Here is a 20266-nt window from a genome sequence, read left to right on the forward strand (position 1 = left end):
CTGCGAAAAGACTGTGTGCCTACGGATTACGGGACAGTGGCGCATGGTCGCGGCGGGTCCACCACAGCACCGGCAGCAATGCCAGCGACAGGAATCCGCCGCACAGGGCCAGGGTGGCGTAGTCGGTGGCCGAGACGACCACCCCGGAGACCGCGCCGCCACCGGCGCCGGCCAGGGCGATCGCGACGTCGATACTGCCCTGGACACGAGGCCGGTTGCGGGGCTCGGTCGCATCTACCACCAGCGCGGTTCCGGCGATCAGCCCGAAGTTCCAACCCAGCCCCAACAGTGCCAACGCCACGATCAACCCCACCAGTGAATCTCCGGGTGCCGCCGCAGCGGTGATCCCGGCGGCCAGCAGCGTCGTACCGGCCGCGGCCGCCATCGGGATGCGCCCGATCCGGTCGACCAGCGCGCCGGTGGCCAGCGAAGGCAAATACATGGCCCCGATGTGGACGCCGATCACCAGCCCGACCTGCCCGAGGCCGTGATGGTGGGCGCGCATGTGCACAGGCGTCATCGTCATGATCGCGACCATCGAGACCTGCGTCAGCACCATCACCGCCGCTCCCACCCACGCCCCTGCCCTCGGCGGCGGGACCGCACTCCCCGCTGCGGGTGCTCGCTCGACCGTCGAATCCGCCTGTTCGATGATGTTGTTCTCGGCGCGGCGGGCGATCAGCAGCGGGTCCGGGCGCAAAAGCAGCCACAGCACCGCCCCGGCGGCCAGGTATGCGATTCCGGCCAGCAGGAACGGTCCTGCCAGCGCCGGGATCCCGAGCGTGGTGGCGAGCCGTCCGAGGGGTTGCACGAGGTTCGGTCCGGCGACCGCGCCTAGAGTGGTCGACACCATGGCGACGCTGATCGCGCGGCCACGCTCGGTCGGACGCGCGAGATCGGTTGCGGCGTAACGTGCTTGGAGATTGGTGGCGGTGCCCGCGCCGTAGACCAACAGCGCTGCGAACAAGACCACGATGTTGTCGGCGACCGCGGCGGCCACCACCCCGAGCGCGCCCAGCCCGCCAACGGCGAATCCCGCGCCGAGCCCGATCCGGCGGCCGAAACGCTGCGAAGCCCGGCCCACCAGCAGCGCCGCCGCGGCCGAACCGAGGGTGTACAGCGCCGCCGGCGCACCGGCCACGCCGTCGCCGCCGAGCATCTGCTGGGCCAGCAGCGCGCCCACTGTCACCCCGGCCGCCAGCCCCGCACCGCCGAGGACCTGACTAGCCATCACCACGACCAGGGTGCGGCGCTGCAGGCGCGCCCGCGCAGCCTGACCGATGACCGGCGAGGTGCCGACGGCGGCATCACACGACATCGAGCGCAACCTCTCCGCTGACGCGCCACTCCATGATTCCCTCGTCCATCGCGGTCGCCTCGATCCCGCGCTCGCTCAGCCAGGCGGCGGCCTCGCGGGCCAGCCGGCAGAACTCGCCCCGGCAGTAGATCAGCACCCCGGTGTCGGCCGGGATCGCCCGGTAGCGGTCGGGCAGTTCATCGAGCGGGATCGATATCGCGCCCGGCACGTGACCGGCCTCGAACTCGATACGCGGGCGCACATCGACCACCGTCATGCCCTCGGTCATCACCGGCACCCCCGCAGCCACACCGCGCGGGTCGGCGGCGGCCATATAGGTGTTGACCGCCTCACGCAATCCGGGCGAATGCCGCAACGCCACCTTCTTCGCCGCCACATACAACTCGGCGACGTCGTCGTCGGTGAGGCGGTAGTAGATAGTGGTGCCCGCCCGGCGGGTGGCCACCAGCCCCGCGTGCTTGAGGGTCTGCAGATTCGACGAAACCGTCGTCACCGTGATCCCGGTCATCCGCGCCAGCGCGTCCACCGAATGCTCACCCTGTGCCAGCAACTCGATCAACTCCAGTCGCCGGCCACTGCTCATAGCCTTGACCACGCTCGCAAACGCGTCGAAGACCATCACCTTCCCGCTATTCGATGATTCCACGGAATAGGAGAGTAGCAGTGCATCGTGCGCACCCAACCCGACCGGTTGATTCGCTACCCGACACCCTCCTCGGTGGGTGGGCACACCTCGGTGCGCAGCCAATACGCGAAGGTGTCCGCCGAGGCGTTGGGCCGCTGGCACGCCGAGACCGACCCCGCCGCGCGGCGCGACAACCGCTGAAGTCTGGCGCCGGATCATCGTGTTCGAGCGCGGCCCGCGATCGGCGCGCGTCACCGAACCGGGTCGGCCAGCTCGCCTGTTTCCAGCAGGGTCTTGAGGTCGGCGAGGACGCGCGGCCAGCCGCCGCTGATGCTCTCCAGTACTTTGCTGCCCGGCAGGAAGCCGTCGTGGACGACGGTGAGTTTCACCAGGCCGCCGGTGTCTTCGAGGTGGAAGGCCACCTTGGAGCGTGGCTCCGGTGCCCCCCCGTCGCACGTCGTCTTGTTGTGCCAGGTGTAGGCGAGGCGGCGAAACGGATCGGATTCCAGGACAACCTGTTCGGGGTCATCGGCGATACGGCCGTCGCCGGTCGTCACGACGATGGTCGAGCCAGGCCGCCAGTCCGACTCGAAGGTGTATCCGGCCCAGTACCGCCGCGTGAAGGCGGGCTGCGTCAGCGCCTGCCACAATCGTTCCGGTGTGGTGCGTATATATGTGGTGTAGACGAATTCAGGGTTGCCGGTCGTGTCCAAGGGGGTCCCTTCCAAGGCTTGTTTCAGATCCGCCAGGGCCTCGACGCGGGCCCGGTCGTACTGGTTGATCCATCGCTCTGCGATCTCGTTGATCGGCGCGGCGTTGAGATAGTGGAGCTTCTCCCGACCCCGCCACACCGCAGTGACCAGGGTGGCCTGCTCCAGGACCGCCAGGTGCTTGCTGACGGACTGTCGGGCCATGTCCAGCCCGGCGCACAGTTCCCGCAGTGTCTGACCGCTGCGGGCGTTGAGACTGTCCAGCAGCCGGCGCCGGGTCGGGTCGGCCAGGGCCCGGAAGACCTCGTCCGCGGGCGCGGTCAGCAACTCAACTCCAGCTGCTGGCGAGGGGCATCACTGCGACAGGCTGCCAGCCGCCGTTTTCCAGCCCGTTCTTCAGGCTGAACAGGAACTGCCCCCACCGAGTGGAGCAATGGTGTATGAACTCCACCGGCTCACGCCAGTTCGCGTGGGTGAACTTCACGACCGTCTCCTCCGCGGCGGGTCCGGGGTAGATGTCGAACGTGATCGTAGTGCCGACCCACTCGGCCGGACCGTCGACGCAATCCCACGCCACCCGCTGACCCGGGACGAGCTCGGCGACTCGCACGGTGAGGACGGGCTTTTCCCCGCCGCCGAACTCGAGTTCCTTCTCGGCGTCGCCACTCGTGGGCATCCACCACTTCGACACCCCCTCGGGCGTGCTCACTGTGTCGTAAACCTTCTGCTGTGGGGCGTAGACGCCCACACGGTGCCGGATGTCAGCCATGGTGATCCTCCTCTGGGATAGGCAACCATTCGGCTGCCTATCACAATTATGCAGCCGACTGGCTGCCTGTCAACCGCGACCGGCGTCGTGCCCGCACCTCACCAGTCACCGGGTTGCGTTTCAGGGTCCGGGGGATCGGCGGCAGGCACGGTCGAATCGAATGCCTGCTTCACCCTTCGTCGGGGGCGTCGGGGTTGTGCAGGGGGCGCGGTCGGCCATCGAGGTCCGGGAGCACGAAGCTGTAGCGCCCGTCCAGGCCGAGGTGGGCGCGGATGAACGCCGGCAGCCGCGCCAGTAGCGCTCCAGATCCTCCCGAGACAGCGTCGAGAACGTCCTTGTCGATCACTGCGACATGAAATCGCTCACAGCGCAACACCGCTCGCCGAATCAACGCTCTACCGCCAGATTTCCGGCCGATGCGCCCCTGCCCCGATATCAACCGGCGAACAGCCGCTGCGCGAATTGACCAGTGGCGCTGACTTTTTCAGTCCGCTGGCGACCAATCGATGGCGTCCAGGCGTTCCCACTCGTCGCAGGCCCAGTCCCAGATGAGTTGGGCGACGATCGCGCCGTCGGTCACCGCGGCGCGGAGGCGTTGGTCGTGGACCGGGTGGTGGATTTCGACGGTGTAGTCGGTTGCGGAGTTGCGGTAGGTCTGGATGAAACTTTTTGCGTCGTTTCGCTTTGTAGCAATCAGGAATGGCTTTGCGGCCAACAGATGGAGTTGGCGGACCCAGTCGAAAATCTCGCGCTGGGCGAGTGAGGAATATGTGCGTTCACCGCCGATATCGATCGAGGCGCGGCGGCGAACTTCGGGGCTGGTCAACGTGTTCGTTCGCGCATCGTAGATTTCATAGGCGAAGCCCGCGATGAGGGCTTCGATGAGTTCACGTATCCGGGGCGCGGTGTAGTCCATGGCGGAGCCGCGCGTCCTGCGGCGATCCATGCTGTCGGCGGCGGTGACCCGCACCGAATCTCCGGCCGCCTCGATCCGCAGCCTGGCATGCCGAGCCGTGGCCGGAATTCGGCTGTTCCAGCCGTGCAGTCCGACGATGACGGTCTGGTAGAGGTGGTCATCCGCGGGTTGCCCGCGTCTGGATCGAAAATAAGAAAGTACGTCCCCCGGCGATGCCGCCGCGCCCGCGGGTAGCACCACGAACTCATAGCTCATCAACCCAATTTAACTCGGCCCCCGACACATTCGCGCGCCTTGTTTTCGATTCCGAACTTCACTTGACAGGCAAGTTGTTACTTGCCTATCGTCAGGGCGTGAAGGGCGATGTCTTCAAAGCGCTGGCCGATCCCACGCGTCGGGCGATCCTCGACGAACTGGCCGATCGCGACGGTCAGACATTGTTCGAGCTCTGCGCGCGGCTCACCATGGGCCACCAGCTCACCTCGAGTAGGCAGGCGGTATCACAGCATCTGGATGTGCTGGCGGCAGCCGGTCTGGTGACTACACGCCGGGACGGCCGGTACAAGTTCCACCATCTGAATCGAGAACCATTGCGGCGGCTCACCCACCGCTGGCTCAAGGAGGACCGATGATCCGCATCAATATCACGAGTGTTCTGGTCGACGATCAGGACAAGGCCTTGCGCTTCTACACCGAGGTGCTCGGCTTCGTGAAGAAGACCGAAGTTCCGCTCGGCGAGGCGCGCTGGCTGACCGTCGTCTCACAACAGGAACCCGACGGCGTCGAACTGCTGTTGGAGCCCGATGGGCATCCCGCGGTCCGGCCGTTCAAGCAGGCGCTGGTCGAGGACGGAATTCCGTTCACCTCGTTCGCTGTGGACGATCTGTACGCCGAGTACGAGCGGCTGCGCGGGCTCGGCGTGCAATTCACCCAGGAGCCCCTCGAGCAGGGCCCGGTGGTCACCGCGGTGCTCGATGACACCTGCGGCAACCTGATCCAGATCGCCCAGCTGAAGGGCTGAGGCTCAAGCCGTTGGGCGGACGTGCAGTAGCGCGTCGGCGAGGAGATCCAGTTGGCGGTGAGCCTGCAGTGAGCCGATGCGCAGCACCAAATGCTGCGCACCCGCGTCGAGGTATCGCCCGAGCCAGTGGACGCATTCGTCGGCAGAGCCACCGAAATAGGCTTGGATCGTGGACATTTCGTCCAGGGATCGGCGGTAGTACCGACGGACGTAGCCATCGAGTTCAGTGCGCGCGGCTGCCGAGTCCGGGTTGATATTGATGGTGGCGTAGAGGGCGGGGGTGATGTTACGGGTCGTCTTTTCGCGCAGGGTGTGCCACGCGCGGGCGTAGGCGTCCGGGTCGGGTAGGAACGGCAGCCAGCCGTCGTAGTGGCGGGCCACCCGTTCGAGCACCCGCGGTGTGTCGCTGCCCGCCAGCCATAGCGGGGGACCGGCCGGGCTCGCGGCGGGGAGCGTGCGGGTGAGGTCGTCTAGCTGCCAGTAGCGGCCGTCGAATTCGGTTCCGCCGGACCAACTCCGGCGCCATATGGCCACCGTTTCATCAAGTCGCCCGACGCGTTGGTCGAAAGGCACACCGACGGAAGCGAATTCGTCCCGGCTCTCGGGTAGTGGGAATCCGGCGCCGAGTCCGAGGATCAACCGGCCATTGCTGAGTTGGTCGACGGTGGCGGCGGTGTGGGCGCCGAGCAGGGGATGACGCAATGTCGCGGTGAGTGCCGCGGTGCCGAGTCGGACACGTGCGGTGGTCGCGGCGACGGCGGCGAGCAGCGGCAGCGGATCGACTCGGGTTCGCGCCAGCGGGGAATCACCGATCCACACCGAATCGAAACCGGCATCCTCGGCGGCTCGCGCGAACCGGACCAATCCGGCGGCATCGTGTTCGCCGGTCATCGAGGTTTCGCGGCTGGGGAGCAGCAGGCCGATGTGTGTCATACCGGCGATCTTCGGCCCAGTTGCCGATTCGAGGCAATTACGTCGCAGGTAAGTGACCTACCGCGGTTCGAGTTCGGATTGGACGAGATCGTCGGGAAAGGCATACCGCCGAAACGCCCAATACCGAAACGCCATAGCGAGCAGCACACCCAGAATCTGGCCGGTGATGAAGTTCGACACGGCCTGGGTGACCGGACTGACGTGCGGCACCCGGATATCGAGCACGTACAGCGCAACCGCCTGCGGCGATAGCGTGACACCGATCCCGAGCGCGCTGATGGCGAAGAAAAGCGCCGCCTCATGGTGCCGCTCCCGACCGCCCCTGGTCCGGAACGACCACTCCCGATTGAGCACATACGACACGATCGTCGCGATCAGCACCCCGAGCACGCGTGCGGTGAGCGGCTTCTCCCCAAGCACCGTCAACTTCAGCGCATAGACGATCCCGGTGTCGATGAACCAGGTGATCGCACCCACCACCGCGAATTTCAGCAGTTCACGCCGCTGGATCAGATACGACCGGTACGGATCCGGGATCCGGTCGAGCGCAACCTGGACGAAGGTCACTCCCCGCGCTATATCCAGCAAAATCTGCCACCTCACGTTTCCGGCCGCCGATGCCACCTAAGCATGCCCGCACCGGTCGCACCAGGTAAGCGACCTTCAGTGCTTTGTTGGTCAGGACCAAGCTGCTCATGGCAGTGTGTTTTACCTGACCCCTAGTCGGAGGACGAGCCCAAATGGTCGATGCCGGCAATTCCAGTGTTGTGCTGACCGCCGGAAAGGCGCAGGTCAGCATCGATCCGGACAATGGCGGGCGGCTGACCAGTTTCCGGGTCGGTGAGCTGGAGCTGTTGCGGCAGGGAGCGCGGTACGGTGCATTTCCGATGGCGCCCTGGTGTGGGCGAATGGGATTGGGGCAGTTCCGATATGGTGGCACGTTGCATCAGATGCCGATCAACGCCGACCCACACGCCATCCACGGCACGGCCCGCGACCGGTCCTGGCACGTCCTCAGCGCCACGGCCTCCACCGCCGCCCTGAGCTGCGAACTCACCGCCCCTTGGCCGTATCACGGGCGAGTCACCCAGGAGATCCAGCTCGCCGAGCATTCGGTCACCCTCACCATGCGGGTCGAAACAGCGGGCGAACCGTTTCCGGCGCAGGTCGGTTGGCATCCGTGGTTTCTGCGAAATCTGGTCTCCGGCAAGGACATCCAGCTCGACTTCATCCCCGCGTGGCAGGAGGAACGCGGCCCCGACTATCTCCCGACCGGAGGCCGCATCACCCCGCAACCCTGCCCCTGGGACGACTGTTTCGCGATGCCCGATGGCACCGCTGTCACCCTGACCTGGCCGCATGCCCTGGAATTGACCATCACCAGTCCTGCCGAGTGGGTTGTCATCTTCGACCAGCAACCCGAAGCCGCCTGTGTCGAGCCGCAATCCGGTCCGCCCAACGGCATCAACACCCACCCTCGGCCGGTCACCGCGAGTGACCCCTTGGAACTATCCACCACGTGGGCCTGGCATCTGCTCGACTGAGTCCGATGCACGGTCGATCTCGGCGGCCACACCGTTGAGGATCAACTCCAGCGCGAATACGAAATCGTCCTCGGCCACATCGGTATCCGCGTCCGGCGGCGTTTCGAACAGCGGACCAGCAAGCAGTGCCGCCGCCTCGGGAAAGCGGTCCGGATCGACGAGCTTCGCCAGGGTGCGGCGGTAGTTCCGATTGACCTGAGCTTCGTCGAGTCCGGTGCCGCGCAGTGCCTCGGTGACGTCCTGGGTGAGCAGACTTGCTTGTCGCACATGTCCGCTCACCAGCATCAGGATGCCCGCCTTGGTCGCCCAGGGGAGTCCGGTGTCGGCGAGTGCGCGCAGTGCGGCATCCATCCAGCCGATCGTGTTCGGACCGCGGGGCGGCCCGGAGATCGGTATCTGCGGCAGCCACGGATGCTCGGCGTAGACCGCGCGCATCGCGTGCGCCCACTGGCGTAAACCGGCCCGCCAGTCGATGGGTGCGATTCCGAGATCCGGTGCCGGTCCGATGGCGAAATCGGCCATCAGCTCAAAGAGTTCGTCCTTGGAACCGACGTGGCGGTACAGCGCCATTTTCGTGAAACCCAGTGTCTGCGCGACCTTCAGTAGCGTGACCGCGCCGAGCCCGGAGCGATCGGCGAAATCCACCGCGGCGCGCACGACCCGGTCGACGTCGAGTTTCGCCGGTCGGCCGAGCCGTGCGGGCGCCGGGAGTCGCCAGAGCCTGCTCAGGTCGGCGGGCACCGCCTCGTCGGTCACGGCTCTTTACCTCCTCGGATCGCGGATTCTTCGGATACTAGCCCGAGAGATAGTATTTATTGGATAGTATCCCTTGGATACTTTTGTAAGAAAGTGGCACGTTATGACCGATCACCTGGTCGCCTCCAGATCGCGAGTGCATGATGTCGACGCCCTGCGCGGATTCGCCCTCTTGGGCATCTTCATCGTCAACATCACCTTCATGGCCTCGGGTTATCCCGGCAATCTGGTGATCGATCCCGCGTACACCTCCACCCTGGACAATGCCGTGCGCGCATTGTCCGACGTGTTCGTCGATATGAAGTTCTATCTGCTGTTCTCATTCCTGTTCGGCTACAGCTTCACCCTGCAGATGGAATCGGCCGCCGCGGCGCGAGCCGCCTTCGAACCACGGATGCTGCGCCGCATCGGGGGCCTGTTCGTCCTCGGTGTGCTGCACATCGTGTTCCTGTATGCGGGCGATGTGCTCACCACCTATGCGGTGGCATGCTTGGTGCTGTTCTGGATGCGGCGGGTCAGCGACCGCACCGCGTTGCGTGTCGCGGCGATTCTGTACGGCTTGGTCCTGGCGATCCTGCTGCTCGGCGCGGTGTTCATGGATGCGTCGGCACTGCTGCCCTCGACCGCCGAGGCACAGGCCCGTGCCGAGCGCGCGACGCAGGCCATGCTCGGCGGCTGGGGCGAGATCATCGGTGCGCACCTCGATGGACTCGGACTCCTTGTCCTGCAAGCCCTTACGCTGCAGGGCCCGACCGCGCTCGCCATGTTCCTACTCGGCACGGTCGCGGGCCGCCGCAAACTGCTCGCCCACGTACATGGCGACGAACCCATCCTGCGCCGAATCCAGCTCATCGGGTTCCCCATCGGCCTCGCGGGCAGCATCCTCTTCACCATCGGCGGCGGCGTCGGCCACATACTCGCGGTGGCGATCAGTGTGGCCACCGCCCCATTCCTCAGCGCCGCCTACATCGCAACCCTGCTCCGAGCAATGCACAGCCCCCGCACTTCCTTCATCCGCACAGCCCTCGCCCCCGCAGGCCGCATAGCCCTCACCAACTACCTCGCCCAATCAGCAATCGGCCTACTGATCTTCACCGGGATCGGCCTCGCCGCCGGCACTTTCTCCCCGCTCGCCACCATGTCCACCGCCCTGCTCGTTTTCATCCTTCAACTAGCCCTCAGCGCGATCTGGCTCCACTGGTTCCGTTACGGCCCCGCCGAATGGATCCTGCGCTGGATCACCAACGCCCACCGGCCCACCTGGTGTGCAACCCGTCTGAACAGCAATCCCAGCCAGTGACGACGAATTGACCATGAAGGCAGCAAGAATGTCGGGATGACGCGACGAGCGAAGCACAAGCGAGGATGGGTGCCGGAAGGTGGGACAGGGCCGCTAGTGCGGCGGTGGTTGCTTCGGGAGTGGCGGGGAGGAGGGGGAGGCGGACGGTGGGGGTGGGGATGCGGCCTTGGGCTGCCAGGGCGGACTTGATGACTACTGGGTTGGGTTCTGCGAAGAGGGCTGCGGAAAGGGGAATCAGGCGGTGGGTGAGGGTGCGGGCCTCTTGGGTGGGGCCGTTGCGCCAGAGGTGGATCAGGGAGGCGAAGGCCGAGGTTGCCAGGTGGGCGGTGGCAAGGATGGCGCCGGCAGCGCCGAGGGCCAGCAGTGGTGCAGCGTGCAGGTCGTCACCGGCTAGGACGGTGACGTCGGGTGGGAGGGCGGCCATGAAAGTCGTTGTGGTGTCATCGATGCTGCCGACGGCGTGTTTGAAGCCGAGGATATTCGGGATGCGGGCGAGTTCGTGGAGGGTGTCGGGGCCGAGGGTGCGACCGGTGCGTTGCGGGATGTTGTAGACGATGAGGGGAAACGGGCTGGTGGCGGCCAGGTGGCGGAAGTGGGCGAGCACGCCCGCTTCGGACGGCCGGGTGTAGTAGGGGACGACGGTCAGTGCGGCGGTGACAGTGGGGCCTAGGGCGGAGAGCGCTTCGGCCGAAGCCGCGGTGGAGTTCGTGCCCGCACCGGCGATCAAGGGGGCGTTGCGTTCTCGGCAGACAGTGCCGCAGATATCGAGGACGCGCTGGCGTTCGTCCGGGGTAAGGGTGGCGGTTTCGGCGGTGGTGCCGAGGGCGACGATGCCGGTTGCGCCGTCGTCGAGTACCTCGTGGGCCAGGGCCGCCAGTGCGTCGGCGGCCAGCTCGCCGTTGGCGGCGAACGGCGTGATCAGAGGGACGAAGAGACCGGTGAGCGCCATGGTTTCAACACTGACGCCCGCAATACTTCAGGTCTAGTTCACATTTCTTCGGTCAAGCATAAGCTGAACTGATGCTCGATGTTCGAAAGCTGCGCCTGCTGCGCGAACTGGCCCATCGCACGACGATCGCGGCGGTCGCGGAGGCAATGAGCTATACGCCGTCGGCGGTCTCCCAGCAGTTGACCGCACTGGAGCGGGAAGCGGGCGTACCGCTGCTCGAACGAACCGGGCGACGCGTCACCCTCACACCCGCCGCACTCACCCTGGTCGAACACGCCGAGACAATCCTCGCGGCGCTCGAACAGGCCACCGCCGACCTCGCCGCCTCCCGGGCCACACTCACCGGTACGCTGCGCATCGGCGCTTTCCCGACCGCGGTCGCCACGATCCTCGCCCCGGCCTCGGTGGCACTGAGCCGCGAGCATCCGCGACTCGAATTGCTTGTGACAGAACTGGATCCGGCCACCGTCCCGGATGCGCTGCGCACGGATACGCTCGACGTCGCGCTGGTCCAGGAGTACGACTACGTGCCCGCCGAGCCCGATCCCGCCCTCGACACCGAACCGCTCCTCGAGGAGACCATCTATCTGGCCGCTCCGACCACCGCACCGCTGGAAGACCACCACGACGCCTCCTGGATCGCCGGCACCCCCGGTACGCTCTGCCACACCATGACAATCCGGGCCTGTCAGGCAGCCGGATTCACCCCGCGGGTCCGTCATCACGTGGATGATTTCAGCACCGTCCTAGCCTTGGTCGCGGCCGGCCAAGGCGTCGCCCTCGTCCCCGAACTCGGCGCACTCACCCCACCGCCGAACGTGGCGCTCACGGCCCTGCCCACCAGACGCAAAACCCACTTGGCCTACCGGCGCGGCACCGGTCGACACCCAGCCGTCGTGGCGGCCCGCGCCGCCCTACGCGCCTCCGCCGCAACGATTTCCGATAAACTCGACAGGTAACCAAGATCAGGTGGATCCATAGCGGCATCGCCCGAGTCGGCCCCACCGCCTCTTGAGCACTTAGGCGACCGACTTACGCGGCGCCGCCAATTCGTCCCCGCGCGGATCACTCACCACTCTCGACTCCGGACTGTCGAAGATCTGTGCCAGCCGCGAATTCTCCTCGAAGCGCGCCCACCCGGGATCTCCGGACGCGGCGAAAGCCACCCACGCCGAATGGATTTCATCGGCGAGTGGTTGCGGCGGGTTGGGGCCGGTCAGGGTGTGCGCGCCCGCGAGTGCGTCGAAGACGAACGGCACCTCCAAGACGTGACAGGCGCCGAGCCCCTCGATGCCGGATGACCACGCGAACTCATAGGCGTAGCTCGGCGCGCCCGCGGCGGCGATGGACTGCGCGATCCGCGGGGTGTCCGAGCGGAAGGCCCGATCGGTAATGATGGCTGCGAAGACATCCGCGGCCGTAGCACCCAGACGATTGGCGCCGTAAGTATCTGCGATTTCGAGCACCTCGCAGAACTTTGGGAATAGCTGCGGATTCGACCATCATCGGGCGCGATGCAAGACGCATGCAAGGCGACGCAAGCCCGCCGCAATCACCCATCGGCAGAGTCGAGTTCATGAACGAGACATTCGATGTGGTCGTCGCCGGTGCCGGGCCGGTCGGACTGATGCTGGCCTGCGAACTTCGCCTCGGCGACGCCGAGGTACTGGTGGTCGAGCGGCTGACCGAACCCGATATGACCATCAAGGCCGGTGCGATCAATGTGCCGACCGCGCAGGCGTTCTACCGTCGTGGCATGCTGCCCGAACTGCTCGACCAGCAGAATGCGACCGTACAGCGCATTCGCGCGGCGGGCATGGCACCGAATACCGCAGGCCAGCGCCTGCCGATCGTCGGTCATTTCGCGGGAATCATGCTCCGTACGAGCGAGATCGACTTCGACGACCCGGTCTTCGCCGACCTCGGCCCTGGGGCCGAGGCGGTGCTGGTGGCCCAGCAGGCCATCGAGGCGATCCTGACTCAGCGCGCCGCCGAACTCGGGATCGAGGTCCGGCGTGGTGTGGCGTTGACCGAATTCGACGATGACGGAACCGGTGTCACCGTCCACCTCGACGACCGAACCGTCCGCGCGGACTGGCTCGTCGGCTGTGACGGCGGCCGCAGCACCGTCCGTAAGCTGGCCGGATTCGATTTCCCGGGGCTGGACCCGGAGATCACCGGCCATCAGGCAGTTGTCGAAATGACCGGCGCGGAGGGTTTGCGGCCGGGTTGGAACACCACCGAGACCGGGATCTATACCACTGGCCCGACGCCGGGCCGGATTCTGACCGTGGAACTCGACGGCCCGCCCGCCGACCGGACAACGCCGGTCACCGCGGCCGAATTGCAGGCCAGCCTGCGGGCCGTATCGGGTGTGCCGGTCGAGATCACCGCCGTGCATTCGGCGACGCGGTTCACCGATAACACGCGCCAGGTCACCGACTATCGCAAGGGGCGGGTGCTGCTGGCCGGAGACGCGGCCCACGTGCATTCACCGTTCGGCGGTCAGGGCCTCAATCTGGGCATCGGCGACGCGGTCAACCTCGGCTGGAAGTTGGCCGCCGTGGTGCGCGGCGATGTGAGCGAAACGCTGCTCGATACCTACACCGCCGAACGTCATCCGGTCGGCGCATGGGTGCTGGACTGGACCCGCGCCCAAGTCGCCCTGATGCGACTCGATCAACGCAGCAAGGCATTACGCGCGGTGATGATCGATCTGCTCGCCACCCGCGACGGCGCCACCGCGATCTTCAAGAGGATTTCCGGCGTGCTGCACCGCTACGACCTCGGTGATGGTCACGATCTGATCGGCGCGCTCGCACCGGATATCGAGCTGTCCGACGGCAGTCGCGTCGGCACGCACTGCGCCGACGGTCGTGCAATCCTTTTGGATCTGGCCGATTCCGCGGAGCTGCGGACGATCGCGCGGCCGTGGTCGGATCCGGTACGCATCGTTACCGCGAAACCCATTGCACTACATAAGCTTTCCGCGATGCTGATCCGGCCGGACGGTTACGTGGTCTGGGCCGCGGATTCCGGTGAGCATGATGGACTCGACGAAGCGCTGCGACGCTGGTTCGGTCACAAATCCTGAACAGCTGCCGCCAGCCCGGCCGGCATGGACCGGGCTGGCACACCTTCAGGCCACTTGGCGATACACCGCGACGACCGGAATCACCCGAGACGTCTTCGCTTGATACTCACCGAATCCCGGCATGATCTCGACCATCCGCGCATATAGTTCGTCACGTTCGGCACCGGTCACCACCTCGGCCTTCGCCGGATAGCTCTCGGTACCGAATTCCACGGTGAATTCCGGATTCGCGCGCAGATTGTGGTACCAGGCCGGATGCTTATCGGCGCCGCCGTTCGAGGCGATGAGCACGATGCGTTCGCCGTCGGGGAGATAGACCAGCGGGCTGGTAACCAGGCGGCCGGATTTGGCGCCCGTCGTCGTGATCAGCACCATCTGCGCACCCTCGAACGTGCCGCCGACCTTGCCCGCATTGGCGCGGAATTCATTGATCACCTGCACATTGAAGTCGTTCACTGCACTCCCATCGCTTGTTTTCCGCACCAACCCGCAGATCGCGCCGGAAATTCCGGCCCGAGCCTTGTCACCGGGCGCAGGGCCTGCTCATCGCTCCGCCGCTGTCCCGCGACGAGATCGAACCCCATCTGCACGCCGGTTGGATCCCGATCGAGTGGCCGCAGGCGTCGTCGGGATCCCAGTCGGCTGTGCGCATTGCGCGCCACGGTTGAACGACGCATACCAGCGGGAAACGGCGCCGGGCCGACCGGAATCAGGAGGCCGATCGTGATGGTTCCTCCGGTGACGATCATCGGCGCACCCTGGCCATCCGATGGCCGACACCATTGCGCCACATGGAATCTCGAGCAACCGCTACGATCAGGACTTAGCTCGCGAAAGGGGGATCTGTGTCGGCTGAGTCCATAACCTTGTCATTCGTGGGCACCGGAACCCAGAGGAACAAGCGTCCTTTCGAATCGCGTGACAACTCGATTATGTCCTGGATACGATCCCCGACAGCATCTTCGGGACCCGCGACTGATCGCGGGACGGTGGGCACCTGTGCGGTGGTCGCCTTTTCCGGAGCCCGAGCATTAGTGCCTGCACGGTTCCGACCAGCGAGAGATATGAATGCAGAAGAGGGAGCAGGAGTTCCTCGAGCTTCGAGACCACCTGGCGTTCGCCCGACAGGTCGCCTGGGTGCGGTAGTTCGTCGTCGACGAGATCGAACCGGTGGCCACGTGATCTGGCACGCATGGGATATCGACCATCCGGTACGCCGGGCAGATGGCTGCGGTCGCGGCCAGGATCTAGGGAGACGCCGATGACCATCCCTCACCCCCCGACGCTGGCCGGCCTGTTGGTCGGGCACGCCCGGGACCGCGCCGGATGCCGTGCGATCAGCGCGCCTGCGGGGTCGCAGACCTATGCGGAGTTCGCCGGGGACGTGGCGCGAATCGCGGACCGGCTGCACGCTGCCGGTCTACGCCGGGGAGACCGGATGGCGGTGCTCGCGCACAACGACTTGGCCTACGTCCAGCTCGTCTACGCCGCCTCCTGGGCCGGCATTGTGCTGGTCGGTCTGAACTGGCGGCTGACGGCGGCCGAGCTCGGGGCTGTTCTGGAGGACTGCAACCCCTCCCTGCTCTTCGCCGAGCGGGAGTTGGCATCGGGGTTGGACCCACAGTGCCCGGTGGTCCGGCTGGACGGACCCGAAGGCTCCGACTTCGAGCGCTGGTATGCCGCAGGGGATTCCGGCTACGCGCCGGACGCCGATCAAACCGACGAGTCCCTCGTGCTGCTGGCCTACACGACCGGTACCACCGGCGAGCCCAAGGGCATTCAGCTGGTCGAGCGAAATCTGCGGGAGATGGGCCAGCAGGCGGCGGCAGCCTGGGCGCTGTATCCGGAGATGAGGTACATGGCCTGCCTGCCGATGTTTCGTATGAGCGGGATGAGCTCGGTGACGTGTTGCGTGCATCTGGGCGGCGAGGTGGTCATCCCGTCGGGGACCTCGGTCGCTGCGATCGCCGGCGCCGTCGAGGACCGAGGTGTCACCCACACCAGCCTGGTGCCGACCCTGCTGGCCAGTCTGGTTGCCGAGAACGCCGCCGAGGCCTTCGACCTGTCCAGTCTCGAGGTGATCATCTACGGCTCCGCGCCCTCGAACAGCTCGCTGATCGACGAGGCGATGGAGATGCTGCCGCAGACCGGCTTTTCGCAGGGTTACGGCTTGACCGAAACCTGTGCCGGGGTGGCGGTCGCGCCGGTCTTGCGCCGGGGGGAGGTCGACCGGCATCCGGGTAGTGTGGGCCGCATCCACCCCAACTGCGAGTGCCGGATCGTCGATGTTTCCACCGGTCGCGACGTCGGCACCGGTGAAGACGGCGAGATCTGGCTGCGGACGCCACAACTGACCATAGGGTATTGGAACAAACCCGCGGAGACCGCGGCCGCGATATCCGCCGACGGCTGGTTCCGTACCGGTGATATCGGGATGATCGACAACGACGGATTCCTCTACGTCCACGACCGGCTCAAGAACATGATCATCTTGGGCGGAGAGAATGTCTACTCGGTCGAGGTCGAGAACGCGATCGGCGCGCACCCTTCGGTGCTCGAGGCCGCCGTCGTCGGCGTACCCCACCCGCACTGGGGTGAGACCGTGAAAGCGGTCGTGGTGCTGCGCCGCGGTCAGGAGCTCGACGAGACGGAACTACTCGGCTGGCTCGAGGGTCGGCTTGCCCATTATAAGCGCCCGACGATCGTCGAGTTCGTCGGTGCTCTCCCCAAGGCAGGCAGCGGCGAGATCCTGAAACGTGAACTCAGATACGGCAAGGGCTGACATGCCCGAAGTGGCTGCCGCCGACTCGGTGGAGGTCCGCGACAGCCTGGTGCCGGCAACGGAGTACACGACATTGCGCCGACCCGGGAACCCGAATTCCGGGGGCGCTCACCGCAAGAGCCTGCACGGTTCGGTAGAAGCCAGTCTCCGGCAGCTGAATGCGGACTACATCGATCTGCTGTACCGGCAAGTATGGGATTTTACGACATCGGTCGAGGAAATCCTTTGTGGCATGGACAATCTCGTCCAGCAGGGGCAGGATCCCGTGTGTGGCGATCTACAACGCCCCGGCCTGGCAGATGTCGAGCATGCAGGCAATCGCCGACCTGGCGGCTGGTCGGTGTGATCCCGTATTCGCCGCACAAGCCGCCCTTTCGATGATCCGCCACCCACCTCGGTCGGCTAGTGCCGATGCCAGGAAGTCTTGATGGTGCCGCCGTCGATAACGAAGTCCGCCCCCACGATGATGGCGGACTTGTCGGAAACGACGAAGGTGATCAGTGCCGCTACCTCGTCCGGCTCGGAAATCCGGCCAGAAGCGACATTGAAGATATGAACGAGGCTCTCCAGCGACTCCGCAGGGGAATTCCTCTGTGCGGCTGCGACATTGAAGGTATGAACGAGGCTCTCCAGCAGCCCGGCAGGGGAATGCCCCTGTGCGGCTGCGACATTGGCTCCGAAGCTCTCCGCATCACGCCACAGTGGGTTATCAACAGTGTGCGGGGATGATATCCGAACGACGGAGCTAAAGGCGGTGAAGTTCAGCGAAATACTTTGTACCAAAGTCTATTTCGGTCTGGTCGGCATGCCGCGGGGGATTCCTCGCTGGGAGCGATCACTGAAACGTCTTTCATCAGCTTCCGCACGACGATTGTGCGAGGATGGATCCCATGACTGAAGAACGGTTCGAAGTCCGACGGGAGATCGCGGCACAGCCGGCCGAGATCTTCGCCCTGCTGTGCTCACCCGAAGGGCATGTGTCGATCGACAGCACGGGCATGCTGCAATCCGCAGAAGGCGAATTCATCACCGCGGTTGGAGATGAATTCGTCGTGCATATGGACCGTGAATCGCTCAATGACTTTCCCGAGATGGGAAAGTACGACGTCACGGTGACCATCACCGCATTCGAACAGGACGCCCATATCGCATGGACAGTCGGCCGAGAGGGCCAGGTGCCGATCGAACACCGCTACGGCTACCGCGTGGAACCCAGCGAGATCGGCACCTCGGTGACGTCGTACTACGACTGGAGCCAGATCCCAGCGACCTACCGCGACATGGGAATCTTCCCGATTCTTCCCGAATCCGTGCTGCGGGCCTCGCTCGGCCTGCTCGCCAGGACCGTGGAGAAGAAGTAGGCGATCCGCCAGGCTGGTGGGCATCTTCAGCAGGTGCCCACCGCGCCCACCAGCAGCGGACGCTCAGTAGCTGAATGGTTCGATCCCGGTGATACGCATGGGGTACATCGCGGTGGCTTCAGGGGTATCCCTGCGGGCCAGCCACTGAGCCGAGCAGAAGCGAAAGATCGCCGAGCTGGAACAGACGATCGAAATCCTCTCGGCAGCAACGTCTTTCTTCGCGAGGGCGATCGGGTCGGTCCGCGTTTTGAAAGTGCCGCGTGCTACTTGGTTACGACAATGACGGTTCCGCTGTCCAGGTCCACCGGACGGCCATGAAAGTCGCCCGCGAATGCCACGTGGCCAAATCCGGCTTCGTAGATTGCTGTCTCGAGTTGTGGGCGGGAATACATGTGGAGCCGACACTGTCGAGACCATCCAGGGCGCCTCCAGTGGAGGTTGAGTTCCTGGGCGGTCCAATCATATCGAGCGTGACCAACGAGATCGGACCGTTGGACCAGCTGCGTACTGATCAATTCGCTACCGTTGCGTACACGATGCTCGAAGTATTCGAGAGTATCGATTTCCATCACGAGCTTGCCCCCGGGCACGAGAACGTCGGCCCAGGCCGCGAGGGCGGCAAGGTCTTCCTCGCGGGTGTCGAAGAAGCCGAAGCTGGTCCACAGGTTCAGAATTGCGTCGAATGGACCTGCGGGCGGCGTTCGCATATCTGTCAGGACGAAGGTGCAGTCAGGATATCGACGGCGGGCGTCGTCGAGTTGTATCGGCGAGTTATCTATACCGACTACGCGATAGCCGCGCCGACTGAGCGGTCCGGCGTGACGGCCGAAACCGCAAGGGACATCGAGTATTCGCGCTCCGAGGGGCAATCGGAGCAAGGCGACAATCGCCTCGATCTCGCTCTCGGTGTCATCGTATCTACCTAGGATGGTGAATGTTTCGCGGAAACCTTCGTCGAAGAACTCATCTGCCCAGTTTTCTCGCGTGATGTGTCCGGAGGTGGTCGTCATGACCGGCCGGAAAAGTCTGTGACACGAGATGAGCCACGGCGCAACGGCGGGATCGTGCCAGTGTCCTTCGGGACGATCTTCTCCACCGTCATACCGAGAGCGTGACCCACCACGTCGAGCGGGTCGGCCGGTTCCGATAACGGAGCGTGACGCATGCCCGAGGTCGGGCTCGTCGGCTGCTCGATCGAAATCTTCATCGTTGGTCCCTCGAAAGCTGGACGGCCGTATTGCAATTCATGGCTGTAGAAACAGTGCGGTCGGTCCACACGAGCAGTGAGCTGTCCGGCCACCACCGGACGCACGTACGGTCGGATAGTTGGCGCCGGGGCGTAGCTCCCCCGGCAGGGGAGCTACGCCGCACGGATCAATTCTTGCAGTTGCCTACGGGTGCGAGCGGTGGCGGTGCCGGCCCTGCGACGAGAGCAGCGATCCCGTTCAGGATCGATTCCACGAGCCACCTCCTTTCAGTTGCGCAAGCATGAATCGGGGGCCGAGGCGCGGATGCCCTTCGGCTACCACGAAGCGCGGATCACTTCTTCTGGTCGAGATCGACCAACTTGCAGACACACAGCGTTACCGTGTGGGCGAGAATGCCGCCGAAATAGCGGGTGCAGAACTCCGCGTACCCGATCGGATCGCACTGGTGCGCATGCCACGCCGAGTCCACTTCCAGATCGTCGGGCAGATAGTTGCCCTGCATGCCGCTGGCCCGGAAGCGCTCGAGCGACCGCTGGTAGCGGGCTACTCGATCGTCGATCTGCTCCTCGGTCAACGCCGCGGAGCCCGGCCAGAACAAGTGGCCCCAGCGCAGGTTCTCCTTGAGGTGTGTCGTGTCGAAATCCGCAGCAGGTACTTCGGTTTCAGCCGATACGGCCGCGATACTCGTCGTCATAGCCCGAACCCTCGATTCGCTTAGAACTCACCATGTCGGCCGACAAGTCTCCAGAAGTGCTGGAGTAATCAGAGTTTGATGTGTGCCAGATCACTAGTCAAGGGGTGAGTCTTCCCACTTCTGGTAGTGGCCATGCATGAACCTGTTTGCGACTCAATCGATTTGACCTACCAGTCAGAGCCCAGGCAAGAACTAGCACGACAGTTGTATTTCGTTGTGCTGCATGGTGATTGATTCTGCGGTAGCTTGTCGGCTGATGCTGGATGATGTTGTGGCCGAGGATGTT

General features: G+C 65.0%; 25 protein-coding genes. 10 read left to right on the forward strand and 15 right to left on the reverse strand.

Going from position 1 to position 20266, the window contains the following annotated elements; all coding sequences use genetic code 11:
• Nucleotides 1-19: 19 nt before the first annotated feature.
• Nucleotides 20-1318 carry an MFS transporter gene (locus AB0L63_RS29640; protein ID WP_364507422.1) on the reverse strand — a complete coding sequence of 433 codons (1299 nt, stop codon included), beginning with the start codon at nt 1316-1318 and terminating at the stop codon, nt 20-22.
• On the reverse strand, nt 1308-1964 hold the full coding sequence (locus AB0L63_RS29645) for a metalloregulator ArsR/SmtB family transcription factor (protein ID WP_364507425.1): 657 nt from the start codon (nt 1962-1964) through the stop codon (nt 1308-1310). The genes AB0L63_RS29640 and AB0L63_RS29645 overlap by 11 nt, the downstream gene beginning before the upstream one ends.
• A 24-nt stretch (nt 1965-1988) precedes the next feature.
• Here AB0L63_RS29645 and AB0L63_RS29650 point away from each other — a divergent pair, with 24 nt between their 5' ends.
• Nucleotides 1989-2144, forward strand: coding sequence for a hypothetical protein (locus tag AB0L63_RS29650; protein WP_364507428.1), 156 nt, complete (start codon nt 1989-1991; stop codon nt 2142-2144).
• Between the two features lie 50 nt (nt 2145-2194).
• Here AB0L63_RS29650 and AB0L63_RS29655 read toward each other — a convergent pair whose 3' ends face one another.
• The 4 genes from AB0L63_RS29655 to AB0L63_RS29670 form a co-directional block, all read right to left on the reverse strand.
• A complete protein-coding gene (locus AB0L63_RS29655; RefSeq protein ID WP_364507431.1) occupies nt 2195-2980 on the reverse strand; it encodes a metalloregulator ArsR/SmtB family transcription factor in 786 nt (261 codons plus the stop codon).
• Nucleotide 2981: 1 nt separating this feature from the next.
• A complete protein-coding gene (locus AB0L63_RS29660; RefSeq protein ID WP_364507434.1) occupies nt 2982-3422 on the reverse strand; it encodes an SRPBCC domain-containing protein in 441 nt (146 codons plus the stop codon).
• Between the two features lie 169 nt (nt 3423-3591).
• Entirely contained in the window at nt 3592-3813 is a 222-nt protein-coding gene (locus AB0L63_RS29665) for a hypothetical protein (protein WP_364507437.1), read from the reverse strand.
• 93 nt (nt 3814-3906) lie between these two features.
• Nucleotides 3907-4593, reverse strand: a complete 687-nt coding sequence (locus AB0L63_RS29670) for a hypothetical protein (protein ID WP_364507440.1) — start codon at nt 4591-4593, stop codon at nt 3907-3909.
• 62 nt (nt 4594-4655) lie between these two features.
• Here AB0L63_RS29670 and AB0L63_RS29675 point away from each other — a divergent pair, with 62 nt between their 5' ends.
• Nucleotides 4656-4970 carry a metalloregulator ArsR/SmtB family transcription factor gene (locus AB0L63_RS29675; RefSeq protein WP_364507443.1) on the forward strand — a complete coding sequence of 105 codons (315 nt, stop codon included), beginning with the start codon at nt 4656-4658 and terminating at the stop codon, nt 4968-4970.
• A complete protein-coding gene (locus tag AB0L63_RS29680; RefSeq protein WP_364507494.1) occupies nt 4970-5359 on the forward strand; it encodes a VOC family protein in 390 nt (129 codons plus the stop codon). Before AB0L63_RS29675 ends, AB0L63_RS29680 begins: the two co-directional genes overlap by 1 nt.
• Before the next feature lie 3 nt (nt 5360-5362).
• Here AB0L63_RS29680 and AB0L63_RS29685 read toward each other — a convergent pair whose 3' ends face one another.
• The gene (locus AB0L63_RS29685) at nt 5363-6292 is read right to left on the reverse strand and encodes an LLM class flavin-dependent oxidoreductase (protein WP_364507446.1); all 930 of its coding nucleotides are present in this window, start codon (nt 6290-6292) and stop codon (nt 5363-5365) included.
• Nucleotides 6293-6349: 57 nt separating this feature from the next.
• A complete protein-coding gene (locus tag AB0L63_RS29690; protein WP_364507449.1) occupies nt 6350-6880 on the reverse strand; it encodes a GtrA family protein in 531 nt (176 codons plus the stop codon).
• Nucleotides 6881-7032: 152 nt separating this feature from the next.
• Between AB0L63_RS29690 and AB0L63_RS29695 the strand changes: the two genes are divergently transcribed.
• Nucleotides 7033-7836 (forward strand): aldose 1-epimerase, encoded by an 804-nt coding sequence (locus AB0L63_RS29695; protein WP_364507452.1) that lies wholly within the window; start codon nt 7033-7035, stop codon nt 7834-7836.
• Here the strand turns inward: AB0L63_RS29695 and AB0L63_RS29700 are convergent.
• Nucleotides 7801-8592 (reverse strand): TetR/AcrR family transcriptional regulator, encoded by a 792-nt coding sequence (locus AB0L63_RS29700; RefSeq protein WP_364507455.1) that lies wholly within the window; start codon nt 8590-8592, stop codon nt 7801-7803. The genes AB0L63_RS29695 and AB0L63_RS29700 overlap by 36 nt on opposite strands.
• A gap of 103 nt (nt 8593-8695) precedes the next feature.
• On the opposite strand from AB0L63_RS29700, the gene AB0L63_RS29705 reads away from it, so the two are divergent.
• A complete protein-coding gene (locus tag AB0L63_RS29705) occupies nt 8696-9892 on the forward strand; it encodes a DUF418 domain-containing protein (protein ID WP_364507458.1) in 1197 nt (398 codons plus the stop codon).
• On the opposite strand, the gene dapA is transcribed toward AB0L63_RS29705, so the two are convergent.
• Nucleotides 9831-10841 carry a 4-hydroxy-tetrahydrodipicolinate synthase gene (gene dapA, locus AB0L63_RS29710; protein ID WP_364507461.1) on the reverse strand — a complete coding sequence of 337 codons (1011 nt, stop codon included), beginning with the start codon at nt 10839-10841 and terminating at the stop codon, nt 9831-9833. The genes AB0L63_RS29705 and dapA overlap by 62 nt on opposite strands.
• Before the next feature lie 71 nt (nt 10842-10912).
• Here dapA and AB0L63_RS29715 point away from each other — a divergent pair, with 71 nt between their 5' ends.
• Complete coding sequence (locus AB0L63_RS29715; RefSeq protein WP_364507464.1) at nt 10913-11800, forward strand: LysR family transcriptional regulator; 888 nt, start codon at nt 10913-10915, stop codon at nt 11798-11800.
• Nucleotides 11801-11860: 60 nt separating this feature from the next.
• Here AB0L63_RS29715 and AB0L63_RS29720 read toward each other — a convergent pair whose 3' ends face one another.
• The gene (locus AB0L63_RS29720) at nt 11861-12307 is read right to left on the reverse strand and encodes a carboxylesterase family protein (RefSeq protein ID WP_364507467.1); all 447 of its coding nucleotides are present in this window, start codon (nt 12305-12307) and stop codon (nt 11861-11863) included.
• A gap of 110 nt (nt 12308-12417) precedes the next feature.
• Here AB0L63_RS29720 and AB0L63_RS29725 point away from each other — a divergent pair, with 110 nt between their 5' ends.
• Entirely contained in the window at nt 12418-13935 is a 1518-nt protein-coding gene (locus AB0L63_RS29725; RefSeq protein ID WP_364507470.1) for an FAD-dependent monooxygenase, read from the forward strand.
• A gap of 45 nt (nt 13936-13980) precedes the next feature.
• Here AB0L63_RS29725 and AB0L63_RS29730 read toward each other — a convergent pair whose 3' ends face one another.
• Entirely contained in the window at nt 13981-14391 is a 411-nt protein-coding gene (locus AB0L63_RS29730) for a nitroreductase family deazaflavin-dependent oxidoreductase (protein ID WP_364507473.1), read from the reverse strand.
• An 805-nt stretch (nt 14392-15196) separates the two neighbouring features.
• Here AB0L63_RS29730 and AB0L63_RS29735 point away from each other — a divergent pair.
• On the forward strand, nt 15197-16717 hold the full coding sequence (locus tag AB0L63_RS29735; protein ID WP_364507476.1) for a class I adenylate-forming enzyme family protein: 1521 nt from the start codon (nt 15197-15199) through the stop codon (nt 16715-16717).
• 1 nt (nt 16718) lies between these two features.
• Nucleotides 16719-17063 carry an aldo/keto reductase gene (locus AB0L63_RS29740; RefSeq protein ID WP_364507479.1) on the forward strand — a complete coding sequence of 115 codons (345 nt, stop codon included), beginning with the start codon at nt 16719-16721 and terminating at the stop codon, nt 17061-17063.
• A 56-nt stretch (nt 17064-17119) separates the two neighbouring features.
• Here the strand turns inward: AB0L63_RS29740 and AB0L63_RS29745 are convergent, their stop codons facing one another.
• A complete protein-coding gene (locus AB0L63_RS29745; protein ID WP_364507482.1) occupies nt 17120-17500 on the reverse strand; it encodes a hypothetical protein in 381 nt (126 codons plus the stop codon).
• Between the two features lie 107 nt (nt 17501-17607).
• On the opposite strand from AB0L63_RS29745, the gene AB0L63_RS29750 reads away from it, so the two are divergent.
• Nucleotides 17608-18078 carry a polyketide cyclase gene (locus AB0L63_RS29750; protein ID WP_364507485.1) on the forward strand — a complete coding sequence of 157 codons (471 nt, stop codon included), beginning with the start codon at nt 17608-17610 and terminating at the stop codon, nt 18076-18078.
• A gap of 263 nt (nt 18079-18341) precedes the next feature.
• On the opposite strand, the gene AB0L63_RS29755 is transcribed toward AB0L63_RS29750, so the two are convergent.
• Together AB0L63_RS29755 and AB0L63_RS29760 are read right to left on the reverse strand one after the other, a co-directional pair.
• Nucleotides 18342-19088, reverse strand: a complete 747-nt coding sequence (locus tag AB0L63_RS29755; protein ID WP_364507488.1) for a class I SAM-dependent methyltransferase — start codon at nt 19086-19088, stop codon at nt 18342-18344.
• 529 nt (nt 19089-19617) lie between these two features.
• Nucleotides 19618-19980: a hypothetical protein gene (locus AB0L63_RS29760; protein WP_364507490.1), complete on the reverse strand. Its 363-nt coding sequence runs from the start codon at nt 19978-19980 to the stop codon at nt 19618-19620.
• Nucleotides 19981-20266 lie beyond the last annotated feature (286 nt).

Origin of the sequence: Nocardia sp. NPDC051990 (assembly GCF_040680755.1) — a bacterium.
Taxonomy (GTDB): Bacteria; Actinomycetota; Actinomycetes; order Mycobacteriales; family Mycobacteriaceae; genus Nocardia.